General features: G+C 59.5%; 30 protein-coding genes and 2 tRNA genes. All 32 read right to left on the bottom strand.

Annotation, left to right across the window (positions count from 1 at the left end):
- Positions 1–16: 16 nt before the first annotated feature.
- Entirely contained in the window at positions 17–991 is a 975-nt protein-coding gene (locus FE781_RS01855) for a polyprenyl synthetase family protein (protein WP_138787941.1), read from the bottom strand.
- Positions 988–1854 carry a menaquinone biosynthetic enzyme MqnA/MqnD family protein gene (locus tag FE781_RS01860; protein ID WP_138787942.1) on the bottom strand — a complete coding sequence of 289 codons (867 nt, stop codon included), beginning with the start codon at positions 1852–1854 and terminating at the stop codon, positions 988–990. The genes FE781_RS01855 and FE781_RS01860 overlap by 4 nt, the downstream gene beginning before the upstream one ends.
- Complete coding sequence (locus FE781_RS01865) at positions 1835–2479, bottom strand: UbiX family flavin prenyltransferase (protein ID WP_246067993.1); 645 nt, start codon at positions 2477–2479, stop codon at positions 1835–1837. The genes FE781_RS01860 and FE781_RS01865 overlap by 20 nt, the downstream gene beginning before the upstream one ends.
- Positions 2473–3342, bottom strand: coding sequence for a UbiA-like polyprenyltransferase (locus FE781_RS01870; protein WP_138787943.1), 870 nt, complete (start codon positions 3340–3342; stop codon positions 2473–2475). The genes FE781_RS01865 and FE781_RS01870 overlap by 7 nt, the downstream gene beginning before the upstream one ends.
- On the bottom strand, positions 3339–4109 hold the full coding sequence (locus FE781_RS01875) for a demethylmenaquinone methyltransferase (protein ID WP_138787944.1): 771 nt from the start codon (positions 4107–4109) through the stop codon (positions 3339–3341). The genes FE781_RS01870 and FE781_RS01875 overlap by 4 nt, the downstream gene beginning before the upstream one ends.
- A 14-nt stretch (positions 4110–4123) precedes the next feature.
- Complete coding sequence (locus tag FE781_RS01880) at positions 4124–4987, bottom strand: heptaprenyl diphosphate synthase component 1 (RefSeq protein WP_138787945.1); 864 nt, start codon at positions 4985–4987, stop codon at positions 4124–4126.
- Between the two features lie 75 nt (positions 4988–5062).
- A complete protein-coding gene (locus tag FE781_RS01885) occupies positions 5063–5590 on the bottom strand; it encodes a hypothetical protein (RefSeq protein WP_138787946.1) in 528 nt (175 codons plus the stop codon).
- Positions 5591–5692: 102 nt separating this feature from the next.
- Complete coding sequence (gene mtrB, locus FE781_RS01890) at positions 5693–5917, bottom strand: trp RNA-binding attenuation protein MtrB (RefSeq protein ID WP_138787947.1); 225 nt, start codon at positions 5915–5917, stop codon at positions 5693–5695.
- A gap of 178 nt (positions 5918–6095) precedes the next feature.
- A tRNA-Pro gene (locus FE781_RS01895) sits at positions 6096–6169 on the bottom strand.
- Positions 6170–6575: 406 nt separating this feature from the next.
- A tRNA-Pro gene (locus FE781_RS01900) sits at positions 6576–6649 on the bottom strand.
- A 235-nt stretch (positions 6650–6884) separates the two neighbouring features.
- Entirely contained in the window at positions 6885–7157 is a 273-nt protein-coding gene (locus tag FE781_RS01905) for an HU family DNA-binding protein (RefSeq protein WP_138787948.1), read from the bottom strand.
- A 196-nt stretch (positions 7158–7353) separates the two neighbouring features.
- Complete coding sequence (gene spoIVA / locus FE781_RS01910) at positions 7354–8832, bottom strand: stage IV sporulation protein A (protein ID WP_138787949.1); 1479 nt, start codon at positions 8830–8832, stop codon at positions 7354–7356.
- Positions 8833–9219: 387 nt separating this feature from the next.
- Positions 9220–9942: a hypothetical protein gene (locus tag FE781_RS01915; RefSeq protein ID WP_138787950.1), complete on the bottom strand. Its 723-nt coding sequence runs from the start codon at positions 9940–9942 to the stop codon at positions 9220–9222.
- Positions 9939–10298 (bottom strand): 2Fe-2S iron-sulfur cluster-binding protein, encoded by a 360-nt coding sequence (locus FE781_RS01920; protein ID WP_138787951.1) that lies wholly within the window; start codon positions 10296–10298, stop codon positions 9939–9941. Before FE781_RS01920 ends, FE781_RS01915 begins: the two co-directional genes overlap by 4 nt.
- A gap of 1 nt (position 10299) precedes the next feature.
- The gene (locus tag FE781_RS01925; RefSeq protein WP_138787952.1) at positions 10300–10596 is read right to left on the bottom strand and encodes a 2Fe-2S iron-sulfur cluster-binding protein; all 297 of its coding nucleotides are present in this window, start codon (positions 10594–10596) and stop codon (positions 10300–10302) included.
- 21 nt (positions 10597–10617) lie between these two features.
- Entirely contained in the window at positions 10618–10806 is a 189-nt protein-coding gene (locus FE781_RS01930) for a DUF2768 family protein (RefSeq protein ID WP_342774267.1), read from the bottom strand.
- A gap of 138 nt (positions 10807–10944) precedes the next feature.
- Positions 10945–11217: a stage VI sporulation protein F gene (locus tag FE781_RS01935; RefSeq protein WP_138787953.1), complete on the bottom strand. Its 273-nt coding sequence runs from the start codon at positions 11215–11217 to the stop codon at positions 10945–10947.
- 61 nt (positions 11218–11278) lie between these two features.
- Positions 11279–12316: an NAD(P)H-dependent glycerol-3-phosphate dehydrogenase gene (locus FE781_RS01940; protein WP_138787954.1), complete on the bottom strand. Its 1038-nt coding sequence runs from the start codon at positions 12314–12316 to the stop codon at positions 11279–11281.
- 1 nt (position 12317) lies between these two features.
- Positions 12318–12905, bottom strand: a complete 588-nt coding sequence (gene plsY / locus FE781_RS01945; protein WP_138788107.1) for a glycerol-3-phosphate 1-O-acyltransferase PlsY — start codon at positions 12903–12905, stop codon at positions 12318–12320.
- Between the two features lie 17 nt (positions 12906–12922).
- On the bottom strand, positions 12923–14248 hold the full coding sequence (gene der / locus FE781_RS01950) for a ribosome biogenesis GTPase Der (RefSeq protein WP_138787955.1): 1326 nt from the start codon (positions 14246–14248) through the stop codon (positions 12923–12925).
- 51 nt (positions 14249–14299) lie between these two features.
- Positions 14300–14932 carry a hypothetical protein gene (locus FE781_RS01955; protein ID WP_138787956.1) on the bottom strand — a complete coding sequence of 211 codons (633 nt, stop codon included), beginning with the start codon at positions 14930–14932 and terminating at the stop codon, positions 14300–14302.
- A gap of 56 nt (positions 14933–14988) precedes the next feature.
- Positions 14989–16071 carry a type 2 isopentenyl-diphosphate Delta-isomerase gene (gene fni / locus FE781_RS01960; protein WP_138787957.1) on the bottom strand — a complete coding sequence of 361 codons (1083 nt, stop codon included), beginning with the start codon at positions 16069–16071 and terminating at the stop codon, positions 14989–14991.
- A gap of 27 nt (positions 16072–16098) precedes the next feature.
- Complete coding sequence (gene rpsA / locus FE781_RS01965) at positions 16099–17313, bottom strand: 30S ribosomal protein S1 (RefSeq protein WP_138787958.1); 1215 nt, start codon at positions 17311–17313, stop codon at positions 16099–16101.
- A 181-nt stretch (positions 17314–17494) separates the two neighbouring features.
- Positions 17495–18076, bottom strand: a complete 582-nt coding sequence (locus FE781_RS01970) for a lysophospholipid acyltransferase family protein (RefSeq protein ID WP_138787959.1) — start codon at positions 18074–18076, stop codon at positions 17495–17497.
- A gap of 2 nt (positions 18077–18078) precedes the next feature.
- Positions 18079–18759, bottom strand: a complete 681-nt coding sequence (gene cmk / locus FE781_RS01975; RefSeq protein WP_138787960.1) for a (d)CMP kinase — start codon at positions 18757–18759, stop codon at positions 18079–18081.
- A gap of 62 nt (positions 18760–18821) precedes the next feature.
- Positions 18822–19082 carry a hypothetical protein gene (locus FE781_RS01980; protein ID WP_138787961.1) on the bottom strand — a complete coding sequence of 87 codons (261 nt, stop codon included), beginning with the start codon at positions 19080–19082 and terminating at the stop codon, positions 18822–18824.
- A 91-nt stretch (positions 19083–19173) separates the two neighbouring features.
- Positions 19174–19827: a flagellar brake protein gene (locus FE781_RS01985; RefSeq protein ID WP_211346280.1), complete on the bottom strand. Its 654-nt coding sequence runs from the start codon at positions 19825–19827 to the stop codon at positions 19174–19176.
- 167 nt (positions 19828–19994) lie between these two features.
- Positions 19995–21350, bottom strand: coding sequence for a germination protein YpeB (gene ypeB / locus FE781_RS01990; RefSeq protein ID WP_246067994.1), 1356 nt, complete (start codon positions 21348–21350; stop codon positions 19995–19997).
- 262 nt (positions 21351–21612) lie between these two features.
- A complete protein-coding gene (gene prsW / locus FE781_RS01995) occupies positions 21613–22341 on the bottom strand; it encodes a glutamic-type intramembrane protease PrsW (protein ID WP_138787962.1) in 729 nt (242 codons plus the stop codon).
- A 20-nt stretch (positions 22342–22361) separates the two neighbouring features.
- On the bottom strand, positions 22362–23627 hold the full coding sequence (locus tag FE781_RS02000; RefSeq protein ID WP_138787963.1) for a Glu/Leu/Phe/Val family dehydrogenase: 1266 nt from the start codon (positions 23625–23627) through the stop codon (positions 22362–22364).
- 109 nt (positions 23628–23736) lie between these two features.
- On the bottom strand, positions 23737–24342 hold the full coding sequence (locus tag FE781_RS02005; protein WP_138787964.1) for a genetic competence negative regulator: 606 nt from the start codon (positions 24340–24342) through the stop codon (positions 23737–23739).
- 198 nt (positions 24343–24540) lie between these two features.
- Positions 24541–24954, bottom strand: coding sequence for a hypothetical protein (locus FE781_RS02010; RefSeq protein WP_138787965.1), 414 nt, complete (start codon positions 24952–24954; stop codon positions 24541–24543).
- Positions 24955–25016 lie beyond the last annotated feature (62 nt).

Here is a 25016-nt window from a genome sequence, read left to right on the forward strand (position 1 = left end):
TAAAAAAGAAAGATTCTTAGTAGTTGCGCTCGCCGATAAACCGGGCGATCTCCGCAAGTTCCCGCTTGGCGGTGCGGTCCGGCAGCTTCTCCAGCGCGGCAATCGACTTCCCGATGTACCGGGAAGCCAGCTCTTCGGCTCTGCGGATAGCCGACGAACCGCGCACCAAGGACAGGAAGCGCCCGACATCCGTCTGGCCGTCCGCGAGCCTGATCCGTTCGATCTCCCGCAGCAGCTCGTCCCGCAAATGCTCCTCCCGCAGCGCGTACAACACGGGCAGCGTGATGTTGCCCTGGCGGATGTCGCTGCCCGGCGGCTTGCCCAACTGCTTCTCCGTGCCGGTCATATCCAGGATGTCGTCGCGGATCTGGAACGCCATTCCGACATTGTAGCCGAATCGGTACAAGTCGCGGACAACCGACTCCGGAGCGCCGGCCGCAAGCGCGCCGAGCTGGCAGGAGATCGCGATCAGCAGCGCCGTCTTGCGCCGGATGCGCAGCAGGTAGTCGCGGTTGCTCTGCTCCGTCTCGAAGAAGAAACGGATCTGCTCCATCTCGCCGATCGCCATCTCGACCATCGCCTTGGACAATATCCGGTGCAGCCTGGCGTCTTCCAGTTTGGTCGCCACGTCCAGCGCCTTGGCGAAGATATAGTCGCCGGTATACATCGCGACGCGGTTGTCCCATTTGGACATGACCGTCGGCTGCCCTCTCCTCGTCGCCGCGTCGTCGATCACATCGTCGTGCACGAGGGACGCCATGTGAATGAGCTCGAGCGGGACGGCGACATGCTTAAGGCAATTCAGATCGTAATGTCCGAATTCTCCCGCAAGCAGCACGAACACAGGCCGAATCCGCTTGCCGCCGGCTTTGAGCAGATGCTGCGAAGCCTCCTGCAGCAGCGCTTGGTCGGAGCGCACCGTCTGTTCGAGCGCTTGCTCGATCACGGCGATATCTTTTCGTTTCCGCGCGTAAATCTCAATCAGCTTCATTCGTTCACCTGTGCAACCGTAGTATCGTTCCAGATTCGCAGCGGCACGTCCCGCTCCAGCAGACCCAACTCGCGGGCGTAACGCAGATAGGCCGCCAGTCCGGCTTGCTGACCGGCTCCGAAGTCATGGGACAAACCGTCGAAATATTCGTTCCAGTACGCCTCGGTTCCGCCGAACGCCGACATGGCCTGATTCACGACGGCCGACCGGTTGCGGCGGCCCTTCTCCTTGCTCTCCTGAAAAGCCCGGACGACCGCGCTCACCATATCCGGCCGGGACTCGGCGAGGCTGCGTCTGACCGCCCATACCGCAAACGTCATCCAATGCCCGGTCCAGCTCGTCCATTCGCTCGCGAGATCGGTCACCTCGTAACCGGTATTGGCCCAGCTCGCTTTGATCGCGTCGTCGCCGATCAACAAAGCCGCGTCCGCGGAACTCATCATCCGGTCCAGATCCGGCTTCATCGTCACATAACTCGGGCTGCCTCCGTACCGCTTGGCCAAAATAATCTTCAGCAGATTCACCGAGGTGGCCGACGACCGGGTCAGCGCCACCGTTCCGGACGCGACCTCGGCCAGCGGCTTGCGGTGGAACAGCAGCACGGAGCGGACTCGGCCGTACGCGCTTACCGACAGGCCGGGCAGCAGCAGCAGATCGTCCGCCGCCTGCGCGTAGGCATAGGAGGAGATCGCCGCGATGTCGATGGCGCCTTCCTGGATGCGCCGGTTCAGCTCGGCCGGCACCTGCGTGACCAATTCGGCGGGAAAGCCCAGCCGTTGCGGATCGAATTGCTGAAAAACCGGCCATACGTTCGTATATTCGATGCGCCCGATGCGGATGATGTCAGTTGTCATGCTCGTCATCCTCTCCCCATCTGCGGAACAACCGGTGCGGGATGTCCATCTGATCCAGAAGCTTGCCCACCACGAAATCGACGGCGTCGGCCAGCGTCTGCGGTCCGAAGTAAAAAGCCGGCATCGCCGGCACAATTCGCACGCCCATCTGCGCCAGCGTCAGCATATGCTGGAGATGCACGGCATGCAGCGGCGTCTCCCGGGGCAGAAGAATCAGCTTCCGCCCTTCCTTCAGCATCACGTCGGCCGCCCGCTCCATCAGGTTGTCGGAAGCGGCGCGCGCTATACCCGACAGTGTGCCCATCGAACAGGGAGCGATAACCATTCCCTTGGTGCGAAAAGATCCGCTGGCGATCGACGCTCCGATATCGGCGTTCGAGTGATAGCGGAACGGGCCCGCCATGCCTCCGAAGCGGCGTTCAAGCGCCTCCGTCCGCCTCGTCACGTCCCAGCCGAGCTCCTCCTTCAGCACGCGCCAGCCCGCGTCGCTGATGACGAAGTGGACGGGAATGCCCCGGCTCAGCAGCTCCTCGGCCAGCCGGACCCCGTAGACGGCTCCGCTGGCGCCGGTGATGCCGAGCACCCAGCCCGCCTGGCGCTCTCGGTCCTGCTGCACATTTTCCGCGGTCACCACGTCTTCACCACCACATCCAGCAGCGTAAACGCAAAGACGACGATGCTGAGCGTTCCGTTTAACGTAAAAAACGCCGTCTGTATGCGGGACAAGTCATGCGGCTTCACCAGCCGGTGCTCGTACAGCAGCAGGCCGCAAGCCCCGATCATGCCGACCGCGGCCAGCGCGCCCAGCCCCGTCATCGGGATCAGCGCGATAAATCCGACAGCCGTGACGACATGCAGCAGGCGGGCGATGATCAACCCGCGGGCGATTCCGAAATAAGAAGGGATTGAATAAAGTCCTTCGCGCTTGTCGAAGTCGGCGTCCTGCGTGGCATAAAGCACATCGAAGCCGGCAATCCAGCAAGCGACGGATACGTAAAGCACATAAGCGGACAAGTTCGCGGCGCCCGTAACGGCGACCCAGCCGCCGAGCGGGGCGAGGCCGATCGTCAAACCGAGCACAAGATGGCAAGCCCAGGTGAACCGCTTGGTGTACGAATAACCGACCAGCAGCACGACCGCGATCGGCATCAGCTTCACGCAGATGGGATCGAGCTGCGAGGCCGCGACAAACAGCAGGATGAAGGAGATCGCGATGAACACCCAGACTTCGACCAGACCCAATAGTCCTGCGGGAATCGCGCGTGTCGCGGTCCGCGGATTTTTCTTGTCGATGAAGCGGTCGATCACCCGGTTCAGTCCCATTGCGGCGCTTCTCGCGCCGACCATGGCCAGGATAATCCAGCCGATCTCCGACCAGCTCGGCAGCCGGTCCTCCATCGTCAGCCCGCCGAGAATGGCGCCCATAAAGGCGAACGGCAAGGCGAAAACGGTATGTTCGAATTTGATCATTTCAAGGAATATGCGAAGCTTCTTCATGGTTGCCGGCCTTCTTCCCGCCGCGCGGCTTCCTGCGGCTTGCGTCCGATATGCAGAGCGGCGACGCCTCCCGTCAAGGGCCAGGCGCGCACGTCCTCCAAACCGACCTCGCGGAAAATTTCCGCCAGTCTCTCCCGCCCCGGAAACGACTTGAGCGATTCGGGCAGCCAGCGGTACTGCTCGTACTTTTTGGCGAACAGCTTGCCCATCAGCGGAAGCAGCCGCTCAAAATAAAAAGAGTACAGCCCTTTGAAGGGCTGCCACGTCGGTCTGGACACTTCCAGACAGACCACCTGTCCTCCCGGCTTCACCACGCGTTTCATCTCTTCGAGCACCCGCACCAGATCGGGCACGTTGCGCAAGCCGAACCCGATGGTCGCATGATCGAAGGAGTTGTCCGGGAACGGAAGCTCCATCGCGTTGCCCTGAACGAGCTCGATCCGGCGGTCCAGGTTCAGGGCTTCAATCTTCCGGCGTCCCGCCTCCAGCATGTTCGCGCTGAAGTCGAGGCCAACGGTGCGCCCGCTTCCGCTGGCCTGCGCCAACTGGATGGTCCAATCGCAAGTTCCGCAGCACAGATCGATCGAGGCGTCTCCGGAACGAACCTTCATCTGTTTCATCGCGAACCGGCGCCAAGCCTTATGGCGCCGGAAGCTGATCACATCGTTCATAAAGTCGTATTTCGGCGCAATGCTCTCGAACACTTGATGCACGTATTCTTCCTTGCTTTTTCCTTGTCTGGCATATGGCGCCTGTTCCTTCGCCACACCGACTCCCCCTCTCAAAGCTCGTCCGCCGCCATGGGAGCTACAGGCAATCGAATGAGCGGATCAAGCAGCGTCTTCAAATCTTTGCCGAGCGCCGCATCCAGTTGTTCGATGATCGCCGACATTTGTCTGGACTGCTGATCGAACAGTTGCCACAGCAGGGCCGTTACGTTGTATTTGTGCATCAGCAGCCGGACCCGGTTCGGTTCCGGTTCTTCCTGCTGCACTTGCTTGCGCTCCTCCTTGGAAGCCGACTGGAGAATATGCCAATACGCCCAGCCGCCCTTCCATTCCGCAACGTTCTCGTTGCGCTTCAGTTCGGACAGGATCACTTCGCAGCGGACGAGCGACTGAACCAGCTCCGGCCATACGCGCACACGCGACCCGTCCATTAACAGGCGGCCGAAATTAGCGAAAATATGCGAGTGAATGCCGACGGTCTGCTGCAAATACTCCTCGGCCGTCAGCTTCAGTTGCTTCATCCGGGTATACAGGATCATCTTGAGCCGGTTGACCTCGCAGATCGCCTGGGCAAGCAGCCGGATCGGCTCAATCTTGCCCGCTTGCGACAGCAGGTGATAATAGCGGCTGCTGAAATAATCGCCCGCCAGCACCTTCAACTGCCTGGAACGGGCTTCCTTTTTCTCTTTCCGTTCGTTCGTCAGGCTGATCCGGTCGTGCGTATCCAGTCCGAGCTGCGCCAGGGACGCAACCAAGGCGTACAGCTCGCTGTCTTGGTGAGTCAAGGAACTGTGCCGCAAACAAGCATACAGCAGTTTGGCCCGAAGCTCGGGGAACTGGGGCAGCTCCGTATAACGGCGTATGATGTCATGCTCGGTATATTGTTTTGCCCGCTCGGCGACTCGCTCCTCATTCATGCCTTGTAGCCTCCACCTTTTGCATCCAGAATATTATAGCACAACCCTTTCCAACATAAAAAGAAAAGAACGGCATCAGCCGCCCCGCCGTCTGTCCCACGCGTCGGCATCCATCGTGAGCTTGTAGGTTTCCGCCAGCCATCTTTCCGCATGTACGGGCTGCTCCGGCATGCCGAAGGCGGGATGCTTCCACTGGTCCCGCTTGGCGTACAGCACCGCGATCACCTGCTCGCCTCGGCCGCCGGGCTCGCGGACGACCACGCGGATCAAAGTCTGCTGCACATTCGTCGTCGTTCGGAACGCCCGTTCCGTGAGCGTGTACAGGTCCCGCATGACCGCCTCGCGTGTGAGCGCCGGATCGTCCGCCGACAGATCGACGGACAGCAGCGTCCACTCCCACTCCGTCCGGACGATCGGAGCGGCAAGGGGCGACTGCAGCAGGAAGTCCACCAGATTGCCCCCGGTCATCCGCCGCGGAGCCGACTCGGCAAAGGAGCTTCCCGCCGCCTCCGGCCTTGCCCATCCGGCAGGCGCAAGCGCCAGCAGAATCAGCGCGGCCGCGGCCGCCGCGGCGAGCGATGCTGTTTTTCGCCATTCCCGCATGGCACCAGCCCCTTTCCGCAAAACAGCCGAATCACAACCCTTTATTACCATTGTACAACAAGAAGAAGCGGGCTATGCGTAGAGTCGCATGCCCGCTGCGGTTCAATTCGTCTCCGTGTCAATGGTGCCGTATCGGGTAAGCACAGTCGCCTTGCCGCGGATCTTGATGGCAGACGTATGATCGGTGAATTGGGCGATCATCACCTCGCCCTTATCCAGCTTCTCCGTGTGATGGAACCGCGTATCCTGACCGCGCGTGAGTCCGATCACATGGACGCCGTTGTCCATCGCTTTAATGACAATGTAATCGGCTTGATTCGCTTCCATGGCTATGCCTCCGCTCTGCTCGCGCTACTTGTATCCCGGCCGACGGACCGTTCTTCCTTTTATCATGCCGCGATTGCTCCGCCCTGTCAATCGGTCCGGACGCCGCGGCGGGGGTGTGCCTTTCGTTACGGAAGCAGGGAGCACCTTAATCAAGCGCTCCCTGCCTTTCGCTTTTGAATCGGAGTAGCGGGATTTGAACCCACGACCTCACCCACCCCAAGGGTGCGCGCTACCGGACTGCGCTATACCCCGGCTTGGCGCCGTTGATCCGCGCTTCATCGCGCTGGTCCTGGCTGCGTTTGTCCGTGCGCCGGACCAAACGCATCTCTGTTGTGCCGTCACCTATTATATACGCCGGGTGCCCGCCTTGCAACTTTAAGGACCGGTCACCGGCAGAAGGAACGTTTACGATTTACACCAACCATTCGTCCGGCCCATACGGATAATGAAGTGGAATTTTTAATGAGGAGGGGTTTCCCATGCAGGAGCAGTATGCGCCCCCGATGCAAGGACGGGGAGAATTTTTGAAAGTCGAAGAAGAAGATGATTGGGACTAAAGGACCGCCGCATCCCCATCCGTCAAAACGAAACGCCTCCCTTCGTTTTTAGCGAAGGGGAGGCGTTTTGTTTCTTGCGAGACGCGCTTCTCGCGTCCGAATCGGAGTAGCGGGATTTGAACCCACGACCTCACCCACCCCAAGGGTGCGCGCTACCGGACTGCGCTATACCCCGACGGCGTTCCAAGCGCCGGACACGGCGTTTGACCCGGTCCGCTTTTTGGCGACAAGTGCTATTATATATGGCTCCTCCTCAATTGTAAAGAGCTTGAGGAAATATTTTCGCATTTGGCACGAAGCGCGCGCCAACCGGGCGGGCAACAAACGAAGGGACATTCCCCGTACGCAGCCGGCGGTGGGAATGCCCCTTCGGTCCATCGAGAATATGTACGGTTGAATGGTCACCCGTATTATTTAATGATGTCGCGAAGCGCTTTGCCCGGACGGAATGCCGGAATTTTGCTCGCGGAAATTTCAATCTCCTCGCCCGTCTGCGGATTGCGACCTTTGCGGGCTTGGCGTTCGCGTACTTCAAAGTTACCGAAACCGACCAATTGGACTTTTTCGCCGTTTTGCAGCGCTTCCGCGATCGATTCAAATACGGCTTCCACCGCTTTTGTCGCATCCTTTTTGGACAGCTCGGCGGCTTCCGCCACTTTCGTGATCAGATCCGATTTGTTCATGCCCTTCACCTCCCCCCGAAGAGGTTCTTATCTTCATGTGTTAACGGATTGCCGGCAAAATATACGTCCCAAGGCGGAACAAGCTTATAGTAATACACCTTCGGCCCAATTACAATAGTTTTCCGGTCATAAAAATGAAGGAAACCGGCCTTCGGCCGGGACCGAAGGTCGGTTCTTCACCAGAGCGCTTATGGGATCAGAGAATGATGGCGATAAGACCTCCGGAGCCTTCGTTGATGATGCGGCCCAGCGTTTCCTGCAGTTTGTAGCGGGCGTTGTCCGGCATCATCGCCAGCTTGCCCTGGATGCCTTCGCGCACGATGGAATGCAGGGAACGTCCGAAAATATCCGATTCCCAGATCTTCAGCGGGTTCTCCTCGAAATCCTGCATCAAATACCGAACAAGCTCCTCGCTTTGCTTCTCGGTGCCGATGATCGGCGCGAACTCCGATTCGACGTCGACCCGGATCATATGAATGGACGGAGCGGTCGCTCTCAGCCTGACGCCGAACCGGGAGCCTTGGCGGATAAGCTCGGGTTCATCGAGACGCATGTCGGCGAGAGACGGAGGCGCGATGCCGTAACCCGTCGTCTTGACCATCTCCAGCGCTTCCTCGAACCGGTCGAATTCGCGTTTCGCGTAGGTGAGCTCCTGCATGAGCTGCAGCAGGTGATCCTTTCCGCGAATTTCAACGCCGACGACCTCCATCAGCACCTTGTCGTAAAGCTCGTCTGGGGCGTGCAGATCGATCTCGGCGACGCCTTGGCCCATATTCATGCCGGCCAACGCGGCCCGCTCGATAAAATCGTATTCGTTAAACGCGCCGACGACGCGATCGACATCCCTCAGCCGGCGAATATCCTTCACCGTATCGCGAACCGAACCCTCGAAGCTGGAACGGAGCCAGTGATTTTCCTCCAGCACCATAACCCAACTGGGCAGATTCACATTCACTTCGTGGACCGGGAATTCGTAGAGCACTTCGCGCATGACGCCGAGAATTTCGTCTTCGCCGGCGGTAGCAACGCTCATGGCGATGACGGGAATGTCGTATTTGGCGGCGAGGTCGCTGCGCAGCTCCTGCGTATCCTCGCTATGGGGACGCGTGGAGTTGATAATGACGACAAACGGCTTGCCGACTTCCTTCAGTTCGGCTACGACGCGCTCCTCCGCTTCCACATAAGCCTCGCGCGGAATTTCGGCGATCGTGCCGTCGGTCGTCACCAGCACGCCAAGCGTGGAATGCTCCTGGATAACCTTGCGCGTGCCGATCTCGGCCGCTTCCTGGAAAGGTATCGGCTCGTCGAACCACGGCGTGCTGATCATGCGCGGGCCGCTCTCGTCCTCGTAGCCCTTGGCGCCTTCGACGGCGTAGCCGACGCAGTCCACCAGCCGCACGTTGACGCTCAGCCCTTCCGCCACCTGGATCTGGATGGCGTTGTTCGGCACGAACTTCGGTTCCGTCGTCATAATGGTGCGGCCCGCCGCGCTCTGGGGCAGCTCGTCGGTCGCTCTCGCCCGATCGGCATCGCTGCGGATGTTCGGAAGCACCACGGACTCCATAAACCGCTTGATGAAGGTTGACTTGCCCGTGCGGACCGCGCCGACAACGCCCAGGTAGATGTCGCCTCCGGTTCGTTCAGCAATGTCCTTGAAAATATCCACTTTTTCCAATTGAAATCCCTCCTGAACGGTTTGTTGGTTGCGATAGCCGCATAGACGGGCTGCGGAGTTCCGCGGGCCGCGATGCGGTCGATACTCGTACAAGGTTTTGGACTGGTATCATGATATGCGCTTCATGGCCGGGTATTCCTGATTTTTGCAAAGCCTTCCCCTTTTTTCGGAACAACGTGCCGTCGCCTGCCTATCCCGCCGCGCTCTCACGCGTAAATATATATGTCCCGTTCTGCCCGGTTATGACCGCGGAGGACCCGGGTTTCTGGGAGCGGTGAGAATTTGCAAGGTCGAACGCGATTACGGATAGGAAGCAGGCCCGAATTGAATGGTCGGCTTGAAAAAAAAGAAGACACCCGAACCTCGGGGATTCGGGTGTCGACCGGCTTATTCCATATAGGGGCGCGGTTCGCCGGATACGAGCCGGTACGGGAAAGAGGCCGCCGGCGCGTAAGGCGTTTCCTCGACCAGCAAGTCGAGCAAGTTCTTATCGGGCGGCGGCGTTTTTCCGCTTTTCCGCAAGTGCAGCGCCAGATCCGGACCGTAGTCGATGCCGACACGTCCGGATTGATGAAGGATAAGCTGCAGTGAATGTCCGCTGTACGCGCTCATCAGCTTTTCTTCGCTGATGCCCAATTGCTTGTAGTTGATCGAATAGAAGCCCTCGGCTCCTTCCAACGGTTCGCCCAGCGGCAGTTGCCGGCGGCTGGCGTTGTATTCCGTCACCCGGGCCTGCACGTACTGAACCGTCTGATAAGCCAGCACGTCGATCAGCCGGACTTTTAAATCTTCCTCGGGATCGACCAGCACAAACACGCCGCGGCCTCCGTTCTCGTAGGCGATGCCGGGAATCGTCCCGAGAAAGCCGCGCTCCGTCAGCAGCTTGAAATCGACCGGATATTTCTCGTAAAGCGGCGTATCGGCGGGTTTGTTGCGAATCGGCAGCACGCCGGTCGCGTTTCGATACGATTCGACGGCGTTCTTTACGACCGTCAAGCTCTCCTGCGGGGTCATCTGGTTTTCCTTGCGCATTTCGTTCGGATACAGGCAACCGCTTGTCCCCAGCAGCAGCGCAAGCGCCATCGCCGCCCGCAAAATCTGTCGCTTCATGGCCACTCCTCTTCTTCCTTCCGTTTCGCAAGTTGAGCCCTGACCGCCGCCTTCAGCGGATCTTCGGGAACGATCACGACGGCGTCTCCCAGGATGCGGGTCTGGCAGGACAGGCGCTGTCCCGCGCGCGATCCTTCCCCCAGCTTGCGGCGCTCCGCGTCCGTCCGGCCGGACACTTCGCTGCCTTCCGCGATCTCAACCTTGCACATCAGGCAGCCCGCCACACCGCCGCAGCGCGTGCGAATAGGAACTCTGGCCCTTTGGGCCGTCTCCAGGACCGTCATGCCGATCTTGGCCTCCGTCCGGACGCCCTGCGGTTCGAACGTGACGGAGGCGATCCCTCTTGGCTTGCTCATCTTAAAAATACGGCTTCCATCTTGCGACGACAGGCCCGTCCGATTTCACGACAGCCTGGCACCCCAAGCGGAATCCCCGTTCCATTTCGTCTTCGTCGAGGCGGTCCCATTCCTCGTCCGTAATGTCGTGCAAATGCTCCATCCCGGATTCGATCAGGCAGCGGCATCTCGCGCATGTGCCCCGCCTGCAGGAAGAGCCCCAGTCGACGCCGTGGCGCAGGGCCAGCTCCAGCAGCGTCTCTCCGGGCTCGCTTGCCACTTCTCTGGTCACCGCTCTTCCGATCAACGTGACAGCCATCCCGTATCCTCCGTCCCTGTTTCAAAGTAGCGATATAAGCATGGTCAGCACGGCGTAAATAAGCGCGATCACCGCCAAGGCCGAGAGCGCGAAGCGCACGATGCCGCGAGTCTTGGCGCGCGCGAACGAGATTAAGAAGGTGGCGACAGCCATGAGGCCGATCGAGATTAAAGAAAACCACATTTTGTCGAGCGAACTGATCTGATCCATTCCCATCTCCGCTTTCCGATGCAAATCATGTACAGACGTAAACCTCTACAATTATACCTTATCCTACAGCCGTCTGAAAAGCAAAGAGCGGGTTTGCCCGCTCCCCGCCAGACGCGTGGAGAGAGGCAAACCCGCCGCTCATTTTTTGTTGCTCATCATCTGCATCAATTTGACCAGATCCGCTCCGCCGCCGGTCGCTTTAACGGCCTTGACGATATCGTTCATCGTCGCTTCCGATACCGGAACCCCGACGGTTTGCGAGACTTGTTTGATAAGCTGGCGCAGCTGCGCCTCGTTTTGCGTCGTCGAAGGCTTGACGTTTTTGGCGAGATTTTGGATGTCCTTGGGGGAAATCGTTTTACCCAGCTTCTTGTTGACTTTGCCCAGTATATTTTTGGTGATGTCGCTCATTCCGAACCTCCTTTACCCATCCTTACGGTATTTTATGAGGTCGGGAGGCCGGTGGTGCTGACTAAGACCATGAACCCGAAGAACGGGCGACTTCCTCCATTTCATGCGTGCGGCCGCGCCCCATCAAATCCTCGACGGCGGCTTTCGGCGGCTTGCCGTTAAACAGAACTTCGTACAACTGCTCGGCGATGGGCATATGTACGCCGTATCGGGCGGCCAGCGACTTGGCTGCCCGCGTCGTTTTGACGCCTTCAACAACCATGTTCATCTCGCTGAGGACGTCGTCCAGCTTTTTCCCTTGCCCGATCCCGTAGCCGGCTCGCCAGTTGCGGCTGTGCCGGCTCGTGCACGTCACCACCAGGTCGCCGACGCCGGCAAGTCCCGCGAACGTCTGCGGCTGCGCTCCCATCGCCTGGCCGAGCCGGGAGATTTCGGCCAGCCCGCGGGTGAGCAAGGCCGCTTTGGCGTTGTCGCCGAATCCGAGCCCGTCCGACAATCCCGCCCCGAGCGCGATAATGTTTTTCAGCGCTCCGGCGACTTCGACTCCGACGACGTCCGGATTCGTATACACGCGGAAGGTCGAATTGATCAGCCAATCCTGCGCTTCCTCGGCGGCTTGCCGGGACCGGGAAGCGACGACGACCGTCGTTGGGCACCGCACGATCACTTCCTCCGCGTGGCTCGGGCCGGACAGCGCGACGAGACGGCGGGGATCGAACTGCGGCAGCTCCTCGGCGATCACGTCGGTCATCCGCTTGAGGGTTTCCGGTTCAAATCCTTTGGTGGCGTGAACAAGACATTCGTCGCCCGTAAGCAGCGGCTTGAGCCGGGAGGCCACCTCGCGCATGGCCGAAGACGGCGCGACGAGCAGCACGAAACCCGCGCCTTCCACGGCTTCGGCCAAACTGTCGGTAGCGCGGATGGACTCGTGCAGCCGAACGTTCGGCAAATAACGTTTGTTGACGCGTTCCCGGTTGATCTCCTCCGCCTGTTCGCGGCTTCGCGACCAGAGCGAGACGCGATGACCGTTGGCGGCCAGCACGGAAGCGAGAGCGGTTCCCCAGCTTCCAGCTACGAGTACTGCGGCTTTGGAGGACATGTCACGCCCTCCTTCCGAGTTTGTTTTCCGTTCCCTTGGCCAACTTCACAATGTTGCCGCGATGGCGGACAAAAGCAAAAACGGCGATGAGCAGACTGGCCCAAAACACTTCGATCGGCCGCCCCGTCGCGAGAATGGCGATAGGCAAAAGTCCGGTAAACAGGAGGGAGCCTAGCGAAACGTAGCGGGTGACGGCGATCGCCGCGATCGCCACGGCGCCGGACAGCGCCGCGGGGAGCAGGCCCAGGCTCGCGATGACGCCGATCGTCGTCGCGATACCTTTGCCGCCGCGGAAGCCGAAGTAGATCGGCCAGTTGTGACCGACGATCGCTGCCAGACCGGCCAGGACGGGCGTCCATTCGCCGCTGCCGAGCCATCGGGCGATCCAGACGGCCGCGATACCCTTGGCGATATCCAGCAGCAGCACGAGAATGCCCGGTCCTTTGCCGAGCACCCTCAGCGTATTCGTCGCGCCGGCGTTGCCGCTCCCGTGCTCGCGGATATCGATCCCCTTCACCAACTTGCCGTACAAATAGCTGAAACTGATCGCCCCCAGCAAATAGCCGACGACGATTGCAACAACAGTCATCACGCCACAGCTGCCTCCTATTCGATATCCGACTTGCGTCTCGCTAACAGACGCAGCGGTGTTCCTTCAAATTGAAACGCGGCCCGTAAGCGGTTCTCCAGATAGCGGGTATACGAGAAGTGCATCAGCTCGGGATCGTTGACGAACAGAACGATAGTCGGGGGTTTGACCGCCACCTGGGTGGCGTATTGAATTTTCAAGCGGCGGCCTTTGTCGGCCGGTGTCGCGTTGACGGCGACCGCGTCGCTGATGACGTCGTTCAGCACGGAAGTCGGGATGCGCTGCGCGTGTTGTTCCGCGACATGCTGAACGATCGGCAGCAGCTTATGCAGCCTCTGCTTCGTCTTCGCCGAGACGAATGCGACCGGCGCGTACGACATGAACTGAAACTGGTCGCGAATCTCGTTCGTGAAGCGCTGCATCGTCTTGTCATCTTTCTCCACGGCATCCCACTTGTTGACGACGATAACCGCGGCTTTGCCCGCTTCGTGGGCGTAGCCGGCGATATGCTTGTCCTGTTCGACAATGCCCTGCTCGCCGTTGAGAACGATCAAGGCGACGTCGCACCGTTCGATCGCCTGCATGGCGCGCATGACGCTGTATTTCTCCGTCGATTCGTACACTTTGCCCCGCTTGCGCATACCCGCCGTATCGATGATGACGTAACGCTGCCCGTCCCGCTCGAACGGCGTGTCGATCGCGTCCCTCGTCGTTCCGGCGATATCGCTGACGATTACGCGTTCTTCCCCGAGAATCGCGTTCACGAGCGAGGATTTGCCGACGTTCGGCCGGCCGATCAGGGCGATTTTGATCACATCGTCGTCGTACTGCTCTTCTTCCTTCTCCGGGAACTTCTTGACGATCGCTTCCATCAGGTCGCCGATGCCGATGCCGTGCGCACCCGACAGCGGGATCGGATCGCCCAGCCCGAGGTTGTAGAACTCGTAGATGTCCTCGCGCCGCTTCAGATTGTCCACTTTGTTGACGGCCAGAATAATCGGTTTGTCCGTCCGGCGGTACAGCAGCTCGGCGACTTCCTGGTCGGCTGTCGTCACTCCGGCTTTGGCGTCGGTCATAAAGACGATCACATCCGCCTCGTCCATCGCCAGCTCCGCCTGCACGCGGATCGAACGGAGAATTTCATCCTCGCCGTCCACTTCGATTCCTCCGGTGTCGATCACGTGAAACGACTTGTCCAGCCACTCCGCCGTACCGTAGATCCGGTCGCGGGTGACGCCCGGCTTGTCCTCGACGATGGCCAGACGCTCTCCGATCATCCGGTTAAAAATCGTCGACTTGCCGACGTTCGGCCGGCCGACAATGGCCACTACTGGTTTTGCCATGCTAGTTGACACGCTCCAATCCTATCATGAATGCCGCCCGGGCGCTTTCTCTCACACATGCCCGTCCGGTTGGCCGAATCGTTTGTTCCAGCGCGTACGCAGTTTGCGGCAGACGCCTGCCGCTCGAAGCGCCAGCGCGCATCCGACCCGGCTGACGCAGACCGCCGCCAGCCAGGCGTCCGCGAATGCGGCCCTGCCGAAAGAGGCGCCCGCGCCCGTATGGACCGCAGCCGCCAAATCCGAGACCGCCAAGGCCCCCGATAAAGCGCCCACCTGAACAAGGGCCGGCTTGCCGGCCCACCCGACGGACAACAACGCGGCCGCCAGCGCCGGGTCGAGCCGCCCGCCCCATATGGCCCACATCGGCTCCAACGTCAAGTATAGCCGGAGCAAATAGACGAGGCATGCGATCAGCAGCGCAGGAACCGCCATTCGAACGCAGCCGCCCCAGCCGTCCCGTCCGCCCGCGAGTGCCCACAGCGCCAGCAGCAGCGCAAAAATGCCCGGCCCGCCCATGCGGATGCCTTCAACCGTCAAGTGAAGGGGGGCGAAAACCGCTGCGCAAGCCGCGACGGCCGCCAGCGTACGGGTCCGGACCTCGGGCAGCAAGACGTCCTTCCAACCGCTGGCCAGAAGGACGAGCCCTATCAACATTACGATTCCGGTTAAAATGCCGTCGTTCATGGGATCACCCGCACTCTCTTTCTCGCGCAGGTATAGTATCCCTATTCGGTTTGGAATTAATCGCCCGACGGCCGCGCCCGGCCGGTCTCGGTCCATTGCCGCCGCGCGTATGTGCGGATGTCGATCCCCCGGAGCTCGCACCATTCCGCCGATTCTCCGCTCACGACCAACGGGACGTTCCACAGCTCTTCGATCGAGGCGGCTCCGAGCGCCGTCATCACCAGACGCAGCTCCTCGTGAATCCGCCGCAAATAATCGATCAAAGCGGCGGTCCCCTCCGTCTGCAGCACGCGCAGGGCAGCTCCCGCGATTCCGGCGGCGCTCGCTCCCAGAGCAAGCGCTTTGGCGCATTCGAGACCGTTGCGAATGCCGCCGGAAGCGATTACCCGACCGCGCGGCCAGACGCTGAGCGATTCCAACAGCGCGATGGCGGTCGGATTGCCCCAATCGTTCAGCCATTCGTAGGCTTGCGGGCGGCGAGCATTCTCGATGGCGGCGAAGTTCGTCCCGCCCGTCCCGCCGACGTCGATCGCCGCGATCGGCAGGCGGATCAGCTTGGCCGCGCTTTCCCGCATAATGCCGAAGCCGACCTCCTTGACGATGACGGGCACGGGGACGTTGGACGCGATGTCCGCGATCCGTTCCAGCGCGCCTTTAAACGAGCGGTCGCCCTCCGGCATGATTAATTCCTGCATGACGTTCAAGTGAATCTGAAGCGCGTTCGCCCCAATCATCTCGACCGCCCGCAACGCTTGCTCCACCGTCGCTTCGCTGCCCAGGTTGCCGATCAGAATGCCGTCCGGATTGACGCTCCGGACCACCCGGTAGCTTGAAGCGACCTCGGGATTTTTGATCGCGGACATCTGCGAGCCGACGGCCATCGCCAGCCCGCATTCCCTGGCGGCTACGGCCAGCTCCCGGTTGATGCTTCTCGTCTCGTCCGCGCCTCCGGTCATCGCATTAATAAGAATCGGCGAGCTCAGGTCGAGATCGCCGATTGCGGTGTGCAGATGGATATCATCCACGGAGGCGTCGGGCAGACAGTTGTGTACGAATTTGATGTCGGCCAACCCTTGATTGCCGACCTGACCGATGCGGAGCGCGTGTTCCACGTGCTCCATCTTTCGGGACATTCGCATGCTGGTTGTCGCTCCGATCCGCGGGTCTTACTTGAATTTGCTCAGTTTGTCGCCGAAGCGCTCGCCGAGCGTCAGGGACAAGCTCTGCGCTTCCGGAATTTCTTCCTTCTGGCGGTCGCCGCGCCGTTCAGCACGAGGCGCTTGAGCTGGAGCTTCTTCCGTCTCTTTGATGCTGAGGGAGATGCGTTTCTCGCCGATGTTGATGTCGAGAACTTTCACCTGCACCTCTTGGCCTTCCTTGAGCACTTCATGCGGCGTGCCGATATGGCGATGCGAGATTTGCGAGATATGAACGAGGCCTTCCACGCCGGGAGCCACTTCGACAAATGCGCCGAAGCTGGCGAGGCGTTTGACTTTGCCCGTAATCACGTCGCCGATATTGAACTTGCCGGAAACTTGCTCCCAAGGACCGGCTTGGGTCGCCTTGATGCTGAGGGAGATGCGCTCGTTGGCCGGATCGACTTTCAGCACTTTGACGTTAATTTTGTCGCCTTCTTTGACGACGTCGGACGGCTTCTCGACATGATGCCATGCCATCTCGGAGATGTGAACGAGTCCGTCGATGCCGCCGACATCGATAAACGCGCCGAACGGAGTCAGCCGCTGTACGGTTCCTTCCAGCGTCTGACCGACGGTCAGGCTGTTCAGAATTTCTTGTTTTTTGGCTTCGTATTCTTCTTCAAGCACGTCTTTTTGAGACAGGACGACGCGGTTTTTCTCGCGGTCCAGCTCCTTGACTTTCAGGCGCAGCGTGCGGCCTTTGTACGGGGTGAAGTCTTCGACGAAATGGCGCTCGACCATGGAAGCCGGGATGAACCCGCGAAGGCCGACGTCGACGACAAGACCGCCTTTGACGATCTCGGCGACTTGCGCCTCCAGGATTTCGCCGGTTTCGAGAGCCTTTTGCAGCTTCTCCCACGATTTCTCGCTGTCGATCGCCCGCTTGGACAAGACGAGTTTTTCTTTCTCGTCATCTATCGTCAATACTTTTAATTCCAGCTCTTGGCCGACTTCGACGACGTCGGATGCGGAACCGACGGATACCGACGACAGCTCCCGAAGCGGAATGACGCCCTCGTATTTGTAACCGATGCTAACGATCGCTTGTTGGTCTTCGATTTTGACGACTTTGCCTTTGACAATGTCGCCTTTTTTGATCGTTTCCACATTCGACAGGTCGTGTGCCGCCTGTTCGTCTGCAGCCGCCTCCTGAGCGGCGGTGACTTTTGCTTCTTCTGTCATGACCGAATACCTCCTCAAGATCCTACCCAACCTACACGGCATAACTGGGCCTATGTTCTATAAGATAATCTGCGAATGATTCACAGATATTCCCGATTCTCAGGTTCAAGCTCAGCTTGCAATAGTATAATTCCAAGATAACATTTCCATACACCGAAAAGCAATCATGCCGACAACTTTTTCATGAATTTTCCGAGTGCAGCCTGCGAATTTCGGCCATCAGCCGTTCGGTGACGGCGTCCGCGCCCCGGTCAGGCTGTTCCCGGGCGATCTCTTCCGCCGGAATCGGACGGCCGATCACGAGCTTCATCTTGCGAAACGGTCGGTAGTTGCCGATGATGGCGGCGGGCACCAGCGCGGCGTTCGTCTTCAGCGCCAGCGTGGCGGCGCCCCGTTTGCCGGCGGCGTCCGTCGGCGCTTTGCGCGTCCCCTCGGGGAAAATGCCGATCAGTTCCCCTTGCCGCAACAGGTCCAGGGACCGTTTGATCGAGTCCTTGCTTACGCCCCCGCGTTTGACGGGGTAAGCCCCCAGAGCCGTGATCAACCGCCCGAACAAAGGAATCTTGAAGAGCTCTTCCTTGGCCATGAAATGAATCCTGCGATTGAGCGGCGTCCCCAGCAGAGGAGGATCGATCAGGCTGATGTGGTTCGAACAGAGCACGACTCCGCCCTGCGCGGGAATGTTCTCCAGGCCGCGCGTCTCGAACCGGTACAACACGCGGAACGCGATCCGCAATATTTTACGGCAAAACCGATACAACATGTTTACGCCTCCCCTGCAACTTTGGTTCGGCACAGTTCCAATATTTTCCCGATCACTTCTTCCAGCTTCAGATTCGTACTGTCGATCCGAACGGCGTCCGGAGCCTGCACCAGCGGGGATACTTCCCGCTCCGAGTCCATGCGGTCGCGTTCGGCGATCTCCTTTTCCAGCTCCTCGACGGTCAGCGACGGCCGCTTGTCCTTCAGTTCCAGAAACCTTCGCTCCGCTCTGGCTCGCGGCGACGCGGTCAGGAACACCTTGACGGGCGCGTCGGGCAATACGGTGGTGCCGATGTCCCGCCCGTCCATGACAACTCCTCCCTCCGCCGCCATGCGCCGCTGCATGTCTGCCAGCAGCTCCCGCACTTCCCGGTTCTGCGCGATCCGGGATACGTTCGAGGTGACTTCCGCGCTGCGGATCTCCTCCGTCACGTTGCGGCCGTTCACCCATACCTCCTGCCCGTTCTCGCCGGGACGGAGGCGAATGTCGCACTGCCGGGCCAGCTTGGCAACGTTTTCGTCTTCGTCGGGATCGCATCCCCGCTCCAGGCAGTTCCATGTTACGGCGCGGTACATCGCGCCGGTGTCCACATAGACGAAGCCCAAAGCCTCGGCGACTCTTCTGGCGACCGTGCTCTTGCCGGCTCCGGCGGGACCGTCTATGGCGATGTTAAATGGTTTCAACGACAGCGCTCCCCTTTTTGCCTTGTATGATCCGTATGATTAGAAAGCGACTTTCCCGGAAATTATACCACACCCCCGAACGGGTCTGCAAAAGCCGACGACGGTTCCGCCGGCTCGGCCGCTTCGCCCATTTCCCTCTCCGCCTCCGTCAGCAACGGGCGCAGCGCCGGCACGCGCAGGACCGCCTGGGCGAGCAGAAGCAGCACGGCCAGCCCGATGGCGATCCGGAGCAGTCCCCTCTCGCAGGATCGGGACCAATCCACGTACAGCTCCACCCATTCCTCGTCCCCGTTCACGCTGTTGCGGTTCCGTTTGCCGTCCATACGCGCGCCTCCCGTTCCGATTGCCTGCCGCAGGCTTCATGTTCCGTCGGTAACAGTGTGCGCCGATCTTCCGGAATTATCCAACGTTCCGTCAAGCTTTGCGGTTCTCAAGCTGGCGCTCGAAGCAGAACCGGATCACCTTTTGCCTCTCGGCATCCCGTATGTCGCTGAAATGCAGCATCACCAACTGGCGTTCGTTCTCCAGCGGCTTGATCCGGACGACGACGGCTTTGAAGAAGGCATGCTCCAACGTTCCGTTCCGGTACGGAACGAGCAGACATCCTTCCACTTCGTGGTTGACGGCAATCGGCACGCGCTGTTCGCAGCGGAAGGAAATCCCGCCTCCGCCGACGTCTTCCGTCAAGGCCACGAATTTGAACTGGTTGTTGAGCTTGATCGCCACATCCGTCATGGCCGGCACGCGGAGAAACGACCTGCGCTGGACTCTCGTCACCGCCGACGGCTCGGGAGCCCGAAGGATCACCTGCCGCAGCACGTCGTGATGATGGCCGATTACGCTCGTCTGGAAGTAATGCTTGACCCCGCCCTCTTCCAAATAATAGACGCTTACGACGTCGCCCGCGTACAGGCGGCGCACCTGCCCCGTCCTGGTCGAAATCGGTACTTCGATGTAGATGTTGTTGTCGCGGACGTCGCAGATCCGGGCTTTGAATTCTTCCGCTTCCATCTCCGGATCGATCGTTTGAACAGTCATGTACAGCATCTGGTTGATGCGAGGAAGCACGGCGTCACCCTCCCGGTAAATTCTACCCTCCGATTATATCACGGAACGCGTGACGGGATAGAGGCCCAATCGATAAAAACGCGATACGCCGTTCATACGGACGCAGCCCGCGAAAAAAGCGGCCGATCCGCCGCGGAAATTCCCGCCGCCAATCGGCCGCCTTCAACTCAGGCTTGTTGATTTAACGTTTCAACTTTCTCTTCGATGCCGGTGTCCGCATTGAGGAACACTTTCATCTTCATGCCCCGGATCGTTCCCGTGAACTCCCGGCAGCGCACGTCCTGATCGAGCTCGTTGCGCACGACCGCCAGTCCCGTGCTTTCGATCCGGAGCTCCGGATTAAGCCGCGACCGCGCTTCCTCTTCGCTCATCTGCGGCTTGCCCAGCTCCCTCGGCTTCTTCTCGAGGATATAATCCCCCGCCTGGAGCGAAGTGATCTCGCCGTTGTCGAGCGCCACCCCGATAACGACCTTCTCGGGATAAATGACGTATCCGTCCTGCGACGTCGCAAACGTCATATGGGCGACGTTGTTGAACTCGTCGTACGTAACCGCCGTCAACGATTCGTAGCCTTGATCCTTCAGGAATTGCTGAGCGACTTCGGTCGCCTGGTCGGGCTCCAGATTCTTCTCGGATACCGCACGCGAATTCATGAACCAGATCAGCTTGCCGCCGCGTTTCGTGAAGTCCATGGATGCGGATTGGCTTTCGTTCGGCCGGTAAGCGACGCTGTACGTCGCGAATTCGGTGCCCGCGCCGTTCTCCGACACCTGGAGCTGCGAGCCGTCGGGCAGTCCCAGGAAGGCCGCGGCTTTCTCCCGCACTTGCTGTTCGGTCGCTTCCGGTCCTTCGATCAAAGCCAACGAACGCATTTGGAATTTTTTGTCGAGCGAAGGTCCCCAATCCACTTCCGCGTATTCGCCGATTTTCGAGTTGACGTCTTGGAAGCCGGCGACGATCATGTTGTTGATCGACGGATCGTACGAGTTGGATTGCGTGGCCATGGCCACCTCGACGTCCATCCAGCGCAAATTTTGATCCAGCACGTTTGTCTGCACCGTCCGGAGCTGCTGTACGATTTCGCCCGATCGGTTGTACAGTTCCTCCAGCGTTTTCAGTTCCTGATCGCTCAGGGGCTGTTTGCCGAGATCGCGAACCGCGTTGCGGTACGAGAATTTGGACAGGTTCGACAGAAACTGTTCGGCGTGCTGGAACGGAATCAGGCTAAGCGGCAGTTGGTTTACGTCCGACTGAGCCTGGCTGGTCATGCGCCAGACGTTCATCAGGCAGCGCTTGTGGAACAGATGCGACTTCGAATGCACCGCCAGCGCGTTCCCCAATTCGCTGTGCAGCTTGTCCATGCTGTAGCTGAGATCGTGGAATGCGCGCTGATATTGGTTTTCGGCCTTGATGAGAATTGTGTTTTTTTCCTGGTTCACCTGATAGCCCCAGAGAGCTGTCCCCACCAGCGCGATCGTTACGACAGGGAACAGGACGGAGCTTAAACGGCGATACAGTTCCATGCGGATCACCCTTTCCACATTCAACGGATTATGGTTAGGGTTTACCGCCGCAACCGAAATTATGACGTCAAGTCAGCAAATTTCGATGTCAAAATCGTTTTGGTTTTCGCATAAGCATTGTTTGAAGCCTGTCTCCACCCGTCCCCGTTCGCGGCGGCCCCGGAGAAAAAACTTTTCGCCGCAGCGACGGCAACGGATGATCACCTTAACTCGATCCGATTGCATAATTCTCCTCCTGGAAACATTGACGTTTTTCTCCCCATTATGAACCGGTTTCGCTGATTTTAACCTCCCGCTCGTGCAACGCGGAACCGTTCCGCGCGGCGGCCGCATGCGGGGACCGGTCGTTGGCCCGGCTCATTTTGCCGAGCGCCTTCGTCCAGAAATAACCCATCAGCGGGAACATCAGCCACATCCAATACTCCCGCGCTTCGAGCAACACCAAATCGTATACGCCGTGCCACAGAATCGGAATCGAGAGCGCCTGCAGCAGCTTTTTTTTGCGCAATTCGGGACGGCCGAATTTGGCTTTGCCCATATAATACCCCATGGCGATACCGAACAGCGCGTGTCCCGTCACCGGCAGGAACGCCCGGTTCAGCAGCGCGGAGAAGGACGACTGGTACACGAAGGCGTACAGGATGTTTTCCAGCGTGGCGAATCCGAGCGAGACAGCCGCGGCATATACGATGCCGTCGTAGTGCTCGTCGAATTCCTCGTGCTTGAAAATGGCGAAATAAAGCACGAACCACTTCAAAAATTCCTCCATCAGCGCCGAAACGAAAAAGGCGTACCACCAGGAGGAAGCTCCGGTGCCCAGCACGACCGCGCGTTGCAGCACCATGGTCGGGAACACGATCAGCATGCCCATGATGAACAGGCGGGCGACGAGACGGATCGGCTCCGTCGCGTGCCGGTCCTTCAAATATACATACGAAAGCAGCGCCAGTCCCGGCGCCGCTGCCGCCGTCACGACGGCGATCGTGAGCACCCGTCCCCCCTCCCTTCCGATCAGATCCAGCCGCGGTATCGCGACGCTTCGGCCATTTTGCGCACGCCGACCATGTAGGCCGCAAGCCGCATGTCGACTTTCCGGCTCGTATGCACCTGGTACACCGACTCGAAGCTGCGGGTCAGCAGTTCGACCAGCTTGCGCTGAACTTCTTCTTCGGTCCAGTAATAGCCCTGATTGTTCTGCACCCACTCGAAGTAAGACACCACGACGCCGCCGGCGCTCGCCAGCACGTCAGGCACGATCAGAATGCCCCGCTCCGTCAAAATCTTGGTCGCTTGCAGCGTCGTCGGTCCGTTCGCCGCCTCCACGACGATCTGTGCGGAGATGCGATGAGCGTTCTCCATCGTGATCTGATTTTCGATCGCGGCCGGCACCAGAATATCGCAGGGCTTTTCCAGCAGCTCCGCGTTGGTGATCGTGTTGCTGAACAGCTTCGTCACCGTTCCGAACGAATCCCGCCGGTCGAGCAGGTCGTCGATATCGAGCCCCTCCGGATCGTACAGCGCTCCGTACACGTCGGAGATGCCGACCACCTTCGCTCCCGCTTCGTGCATGAACTTCGCCAGGTAGCTGCCCGCGTTGCCGAAGCCCTGGATGATCACTTTCGCGCCGCGGACCGGGATTCCCCGCTTGGCGAGCGCCAGGTCGATCATAATCGTGACGCCCCGCGCGGTTGCCGTCTCCCTGCCGTGGGAACCCCCCAGCACAAGCGGTTTGCCCGTAATAAAGCCCGGCGCCTCGAATTCGCGGATGCTGCTGTATTCGTCCATCATCCATGCCATGATCTGCGAGTTCGTCATCACATCCGGAGCCGGAATATCCTTAGTAGGGCCGACAATTTGGCTGATGGCCCGCACGTACCCTCTGCTTAGCCGTTCCAGCTCCCGGAACGACATCTGCCGCGGGTCGCAGACGATGCCGCCCTTGCCGCCGCCATAAGGCAGATCGGCGATTCCGCATTTTAAGCTCATCCACATGGACAAAGCCTTGACCTCGTCTTCGTTGACGTCCGGATGGAAGCGGACGCCGCCCTTCGTCGGGCCGACTGCGTCGTTATGCTGGGCTCTATATCCCGTGAACACTTTGACGACCCCGTCATCCATCCGGATGGGAATGCGGACCGTCAGCATCCGGAGAGGCTCCTTGAGAAGCTCGTACATCTCGTCGGGATAGCCGAGTTTTTGCAGAGCTTCACGGATGACGGACTGGGTGGCGCTGAGCACGTTCAAGTTCTCGTTCGGGGCTTTTTGCGGTTCAGCCATTTGCATCACCTGTCGTTTCTAGGATTATTCCTTCCCACTTAATATTCGGCAGGAGCGGCAGTTTCATCCGGCGGGCTTGCGCAAGAACAAGAAAAGCTCCTGACGGAGCTTAAAACAGTTCGTTCAAACGGCCGATCGCTCTCTCAGGCATGACCGTCTTCCCGTATTCGTCGAGAACGGCCGGGGTGACCGACGCGACATCCCCGTATTCGGACAGCAGCGCGATTAGCGCATGGTACTTGTCTTCGGGCAGATCTTCGGGTTCGATCTGCAATATATAATGCCCCTTGTAGGCGTATAGCCTTCCCGCTTCGATATCCAAGTTGTGGATGCGCTTCGCGGCCCGGAGCAACTCTTCGAAGTCCCGGAACGCGTAAGAGATCGTGTCGCTTGTCTCCAGCGTCACTTCCATCTCGTATACGTCGTCTTCCTCTTCCTCGTCGATCGCTTCCGCCGCGTCGGGCTCCGACTGCAAACGGCTGCGGGTCACGATCACCACCATGCCTTGCGCCGGCAGGGCGAATACCTCGACCGCAAGAGGCCCGGACGCGTCGAATCCCAACTCGGAATAGGCTTGCTCCATCATATCGCTAAGCAATTCCTGAACTTTTGGAATTTCGCGCCACATATCTTCCTTTTGTATGCCGCGTTCCAACAAATCGTCAAATGTCAGGAATATCCTTATCTTGTCTTGGCTCAAACGTTCCATTTTCATGCGACAGGACCTCCCCCGACATCTGTTATAGCAGACTATGATTCCCGAACGCCTTCCGTGATAGACGGATATGGAAATTCGGCGTCTGCTTCTATGTTACCATTTTTCATTCGGGAATGCCACGCCACGGCTATCAATTCATACGCAAAATAGCCGCTTCCGTTTCGGAGGCGGCTATTTTGCGTACAAGCAGGCGAATCAGGTCGCTTTGGAAGAAGAAGATGGCTTGGAGGTAATCTCGTCGACCGTTTGCTTCAACTCCGGATCTTGATTGATCATGTTCTGCACCTTCGAGAGATCTTCCGCGCCTCCCCGGTCGGAGCCGGCAGGGAAGCTCGCCGAAGCGGTATGCCCGCCGTTCCCCGCATTGCCGAGACCGGAAGGCTTATCGGCCGTTATGGCCCCGGCCCGTTTCACCGCCGTCTCGCCCATCCGGCCCACGATCGTTGTCAGCGCCCAAATGGCCGCTTTGGCCGTTTCGGCCGCAGATACCAGCTTGGAACGGGCATTCCCGCTTGTTATCCACGCGAAATTCCAGGACTTGCGGCGCTGCATCGCCATCGCGACGGCCGCTCCCGCCAGACCGCCAATCACAAAGCTGCTCCATCTCATGACCGCACCTCCTCTGCTGCCCGAATGTCCCTGCATCGGTAGTGTGGCCGTTTGGCCGGCGG

This window comes from Paenibacillus thermoaerophilus (assembly GCF_005938195.1).
Classification (GTDB): domain Bacteria; phylum Bacillota; class Bacilli; order Paenibacillales; family Reconciliibacillaceae; genus Paenibacillus_W; species Paenibacillus_W thermoaerophilus.

Bases quoted from the DNA above. Each gene is read 5' to 3' on its own strand.
- FE781_RS01870 (WP_138787943.1), bottom strand. From the start codon at position 3,342: ATGAAGAAGCTTCGCATATTCCTTGAAATGATCAAATTCGAACATACC.
- FE781_RS01905 (WP_138787948.1), bottom strand. From the start codon at position 7,157: ATGAACAAATCGGATCTGATCACGAAAGTGGCGGAAGCCGCCGAGCTG.
- FE781_RS01925 (WP_138787952.1), bottom strand. From the start codon at position 10,596: ATGGCTGTCACGTTGATCGGAAGAGCGGTGACCAGAGAAGTGGCAAGC.
- FE781_RS01935 (WP_138787953.1), bottom strand. From the start codon at position 11,217: ATGAGCGACATCACCAAAAATATACTGGGCAAAGTCAACAAGAAGCTG.
- fni (WP_138787957.1), bottom strand. From the start codon at position 16,071: ATGCGAATGTCCCGAAAGATGGAGCACGTGGAACACGCGCTCCGCATC.
- FE781_RS01855 (WP_138787941.1), bottom strand. From the start codon at position 991: ATGAAGCTGATTGAGATTTACGCGCGGAAACGAAAAGATATCGCCGTG.
- FE781_RS02005 (WP_138787964.1), bottom strand. From the start codon at position 24,342: ATGAAAATGGAACGTTTGAGCCAAGACAAGATAAGGATATTCCTGACA.
- FE781_RS01915 (WP_138787950.1), bottom strand. From the start codon at position 9,942: ATGAAGCGACAGATTTTGCGGGCGGCGATGGCGCTTGCGCTGCTGCTG.
- FE781_RS02000 (WP_138787963.1), bottom strand. From the start codon at position 23,627: ATGGCTGAACCGCAAAAAGCCCCGAACGAGAACTTGAACGTGCTCAGC.
- FE781_RS01885 (WP_138787946.1), bottom strand. From the start codon at position 5,590: ATGCGGGAATGGCGAAAAACAGCATCGCTCGCCGCGGCGGCCGCGGCC.
- FE781_RS01930 (WP_342774267.1), bottom strand. From the start codon at position 10,806: ATGGATCAGATCAGTTCGCTCGACAAAATGTGGTTTTCTTTAATCTCG.
- FE781_RS01880 (WP_138787945.1), bottom strand. From the start codon at position 4,987: ATGAATGAGGAGCGAGTCGCCGAGCGGGCAAAACAATATACCGAGCAT.
- FE781_RS01860 (WP_138787942.1), bottom strand. From the start codon at position 1,854: ATGACGAGCATGACAACTGACATCATCCGCATCGGGCGCATCGAATAT.
- FE781_RS01920 (WP_138787951.1), bottom strand. From the start codon at position 10,298: ATGAGCAAGCCAAGAGGGATCGCCTCCGTCACGTTCGAACCGCAGGGC.
- der (WP_138787955.1), bottom strand. From the start codon at position 14,248: ATGGCAAAACCAGTAGTGGCCATTGTCGGCCGGCCGAACGTCGGCAAG.
- FE781_RS01955 (WP_138787956.1), bottom strand. From the start codon at position 14,932: ATGAACGACGGCATTTTAACCGGAATCGTAATGTTGATAGGGCTCGTC.
- FE781_RS01980 (WP_138787961.1), bottom strand. From the start codon at position 19,082: ATGGACGGCAAACGGAACCGCAACAGCGTGAACGGGGACGAGGAATGG.
- plsY (WP_138788107.1), bottom strand. From the start codon at position 12,905: ATGACTGTTGTTGCAATCGTCGTCGGCTATTTGCTGGGGGCGATCAGT.
- mtrB (WP_138787947.1), bottom strand. From the start codon at position 5,917: ATGGAAGCGAATCAAGCCGATTACATTGTCATTAAAGCGATGGACAAC.
- FE781_RS02010 (WP_138787965.1), bottom strand. From the start codon at position 24,954: ATGAGATGGAGCAGCTTTGTGATTGGCGGTCTGGCGGGAGCGGCCGTC.
- rpsA (WP_138787958.1), bottom strand. From the start codon at position 17,313: ATGACAGAAGAAGCAAAAGTCACCGCCGCTCAGGAGGCGGCTGCAGAC.
- FE781_RS01940 (WP_138787954.1), bottom strand. From the start codon at position 12,316: ATGTCCTCCAAAGCCGCAGTACTCGTAGCTGGAAGCTGGGGAACCGCT.
- ypeB (WP_246067994.1), bottom strand. From the start codon at position 21,350: ATGGAACTGTATCGCCGTTTAAGCTCCGTCCTGTTCCCTGTCGTAACG.
- FE781_RS01970 (WP_138787959.1), bottom strand. From the start codon at position 18,076: ATGTTGTATCGGTTTTGCCGTAAAATATTGCGGATCGCGTTCCGCGTG.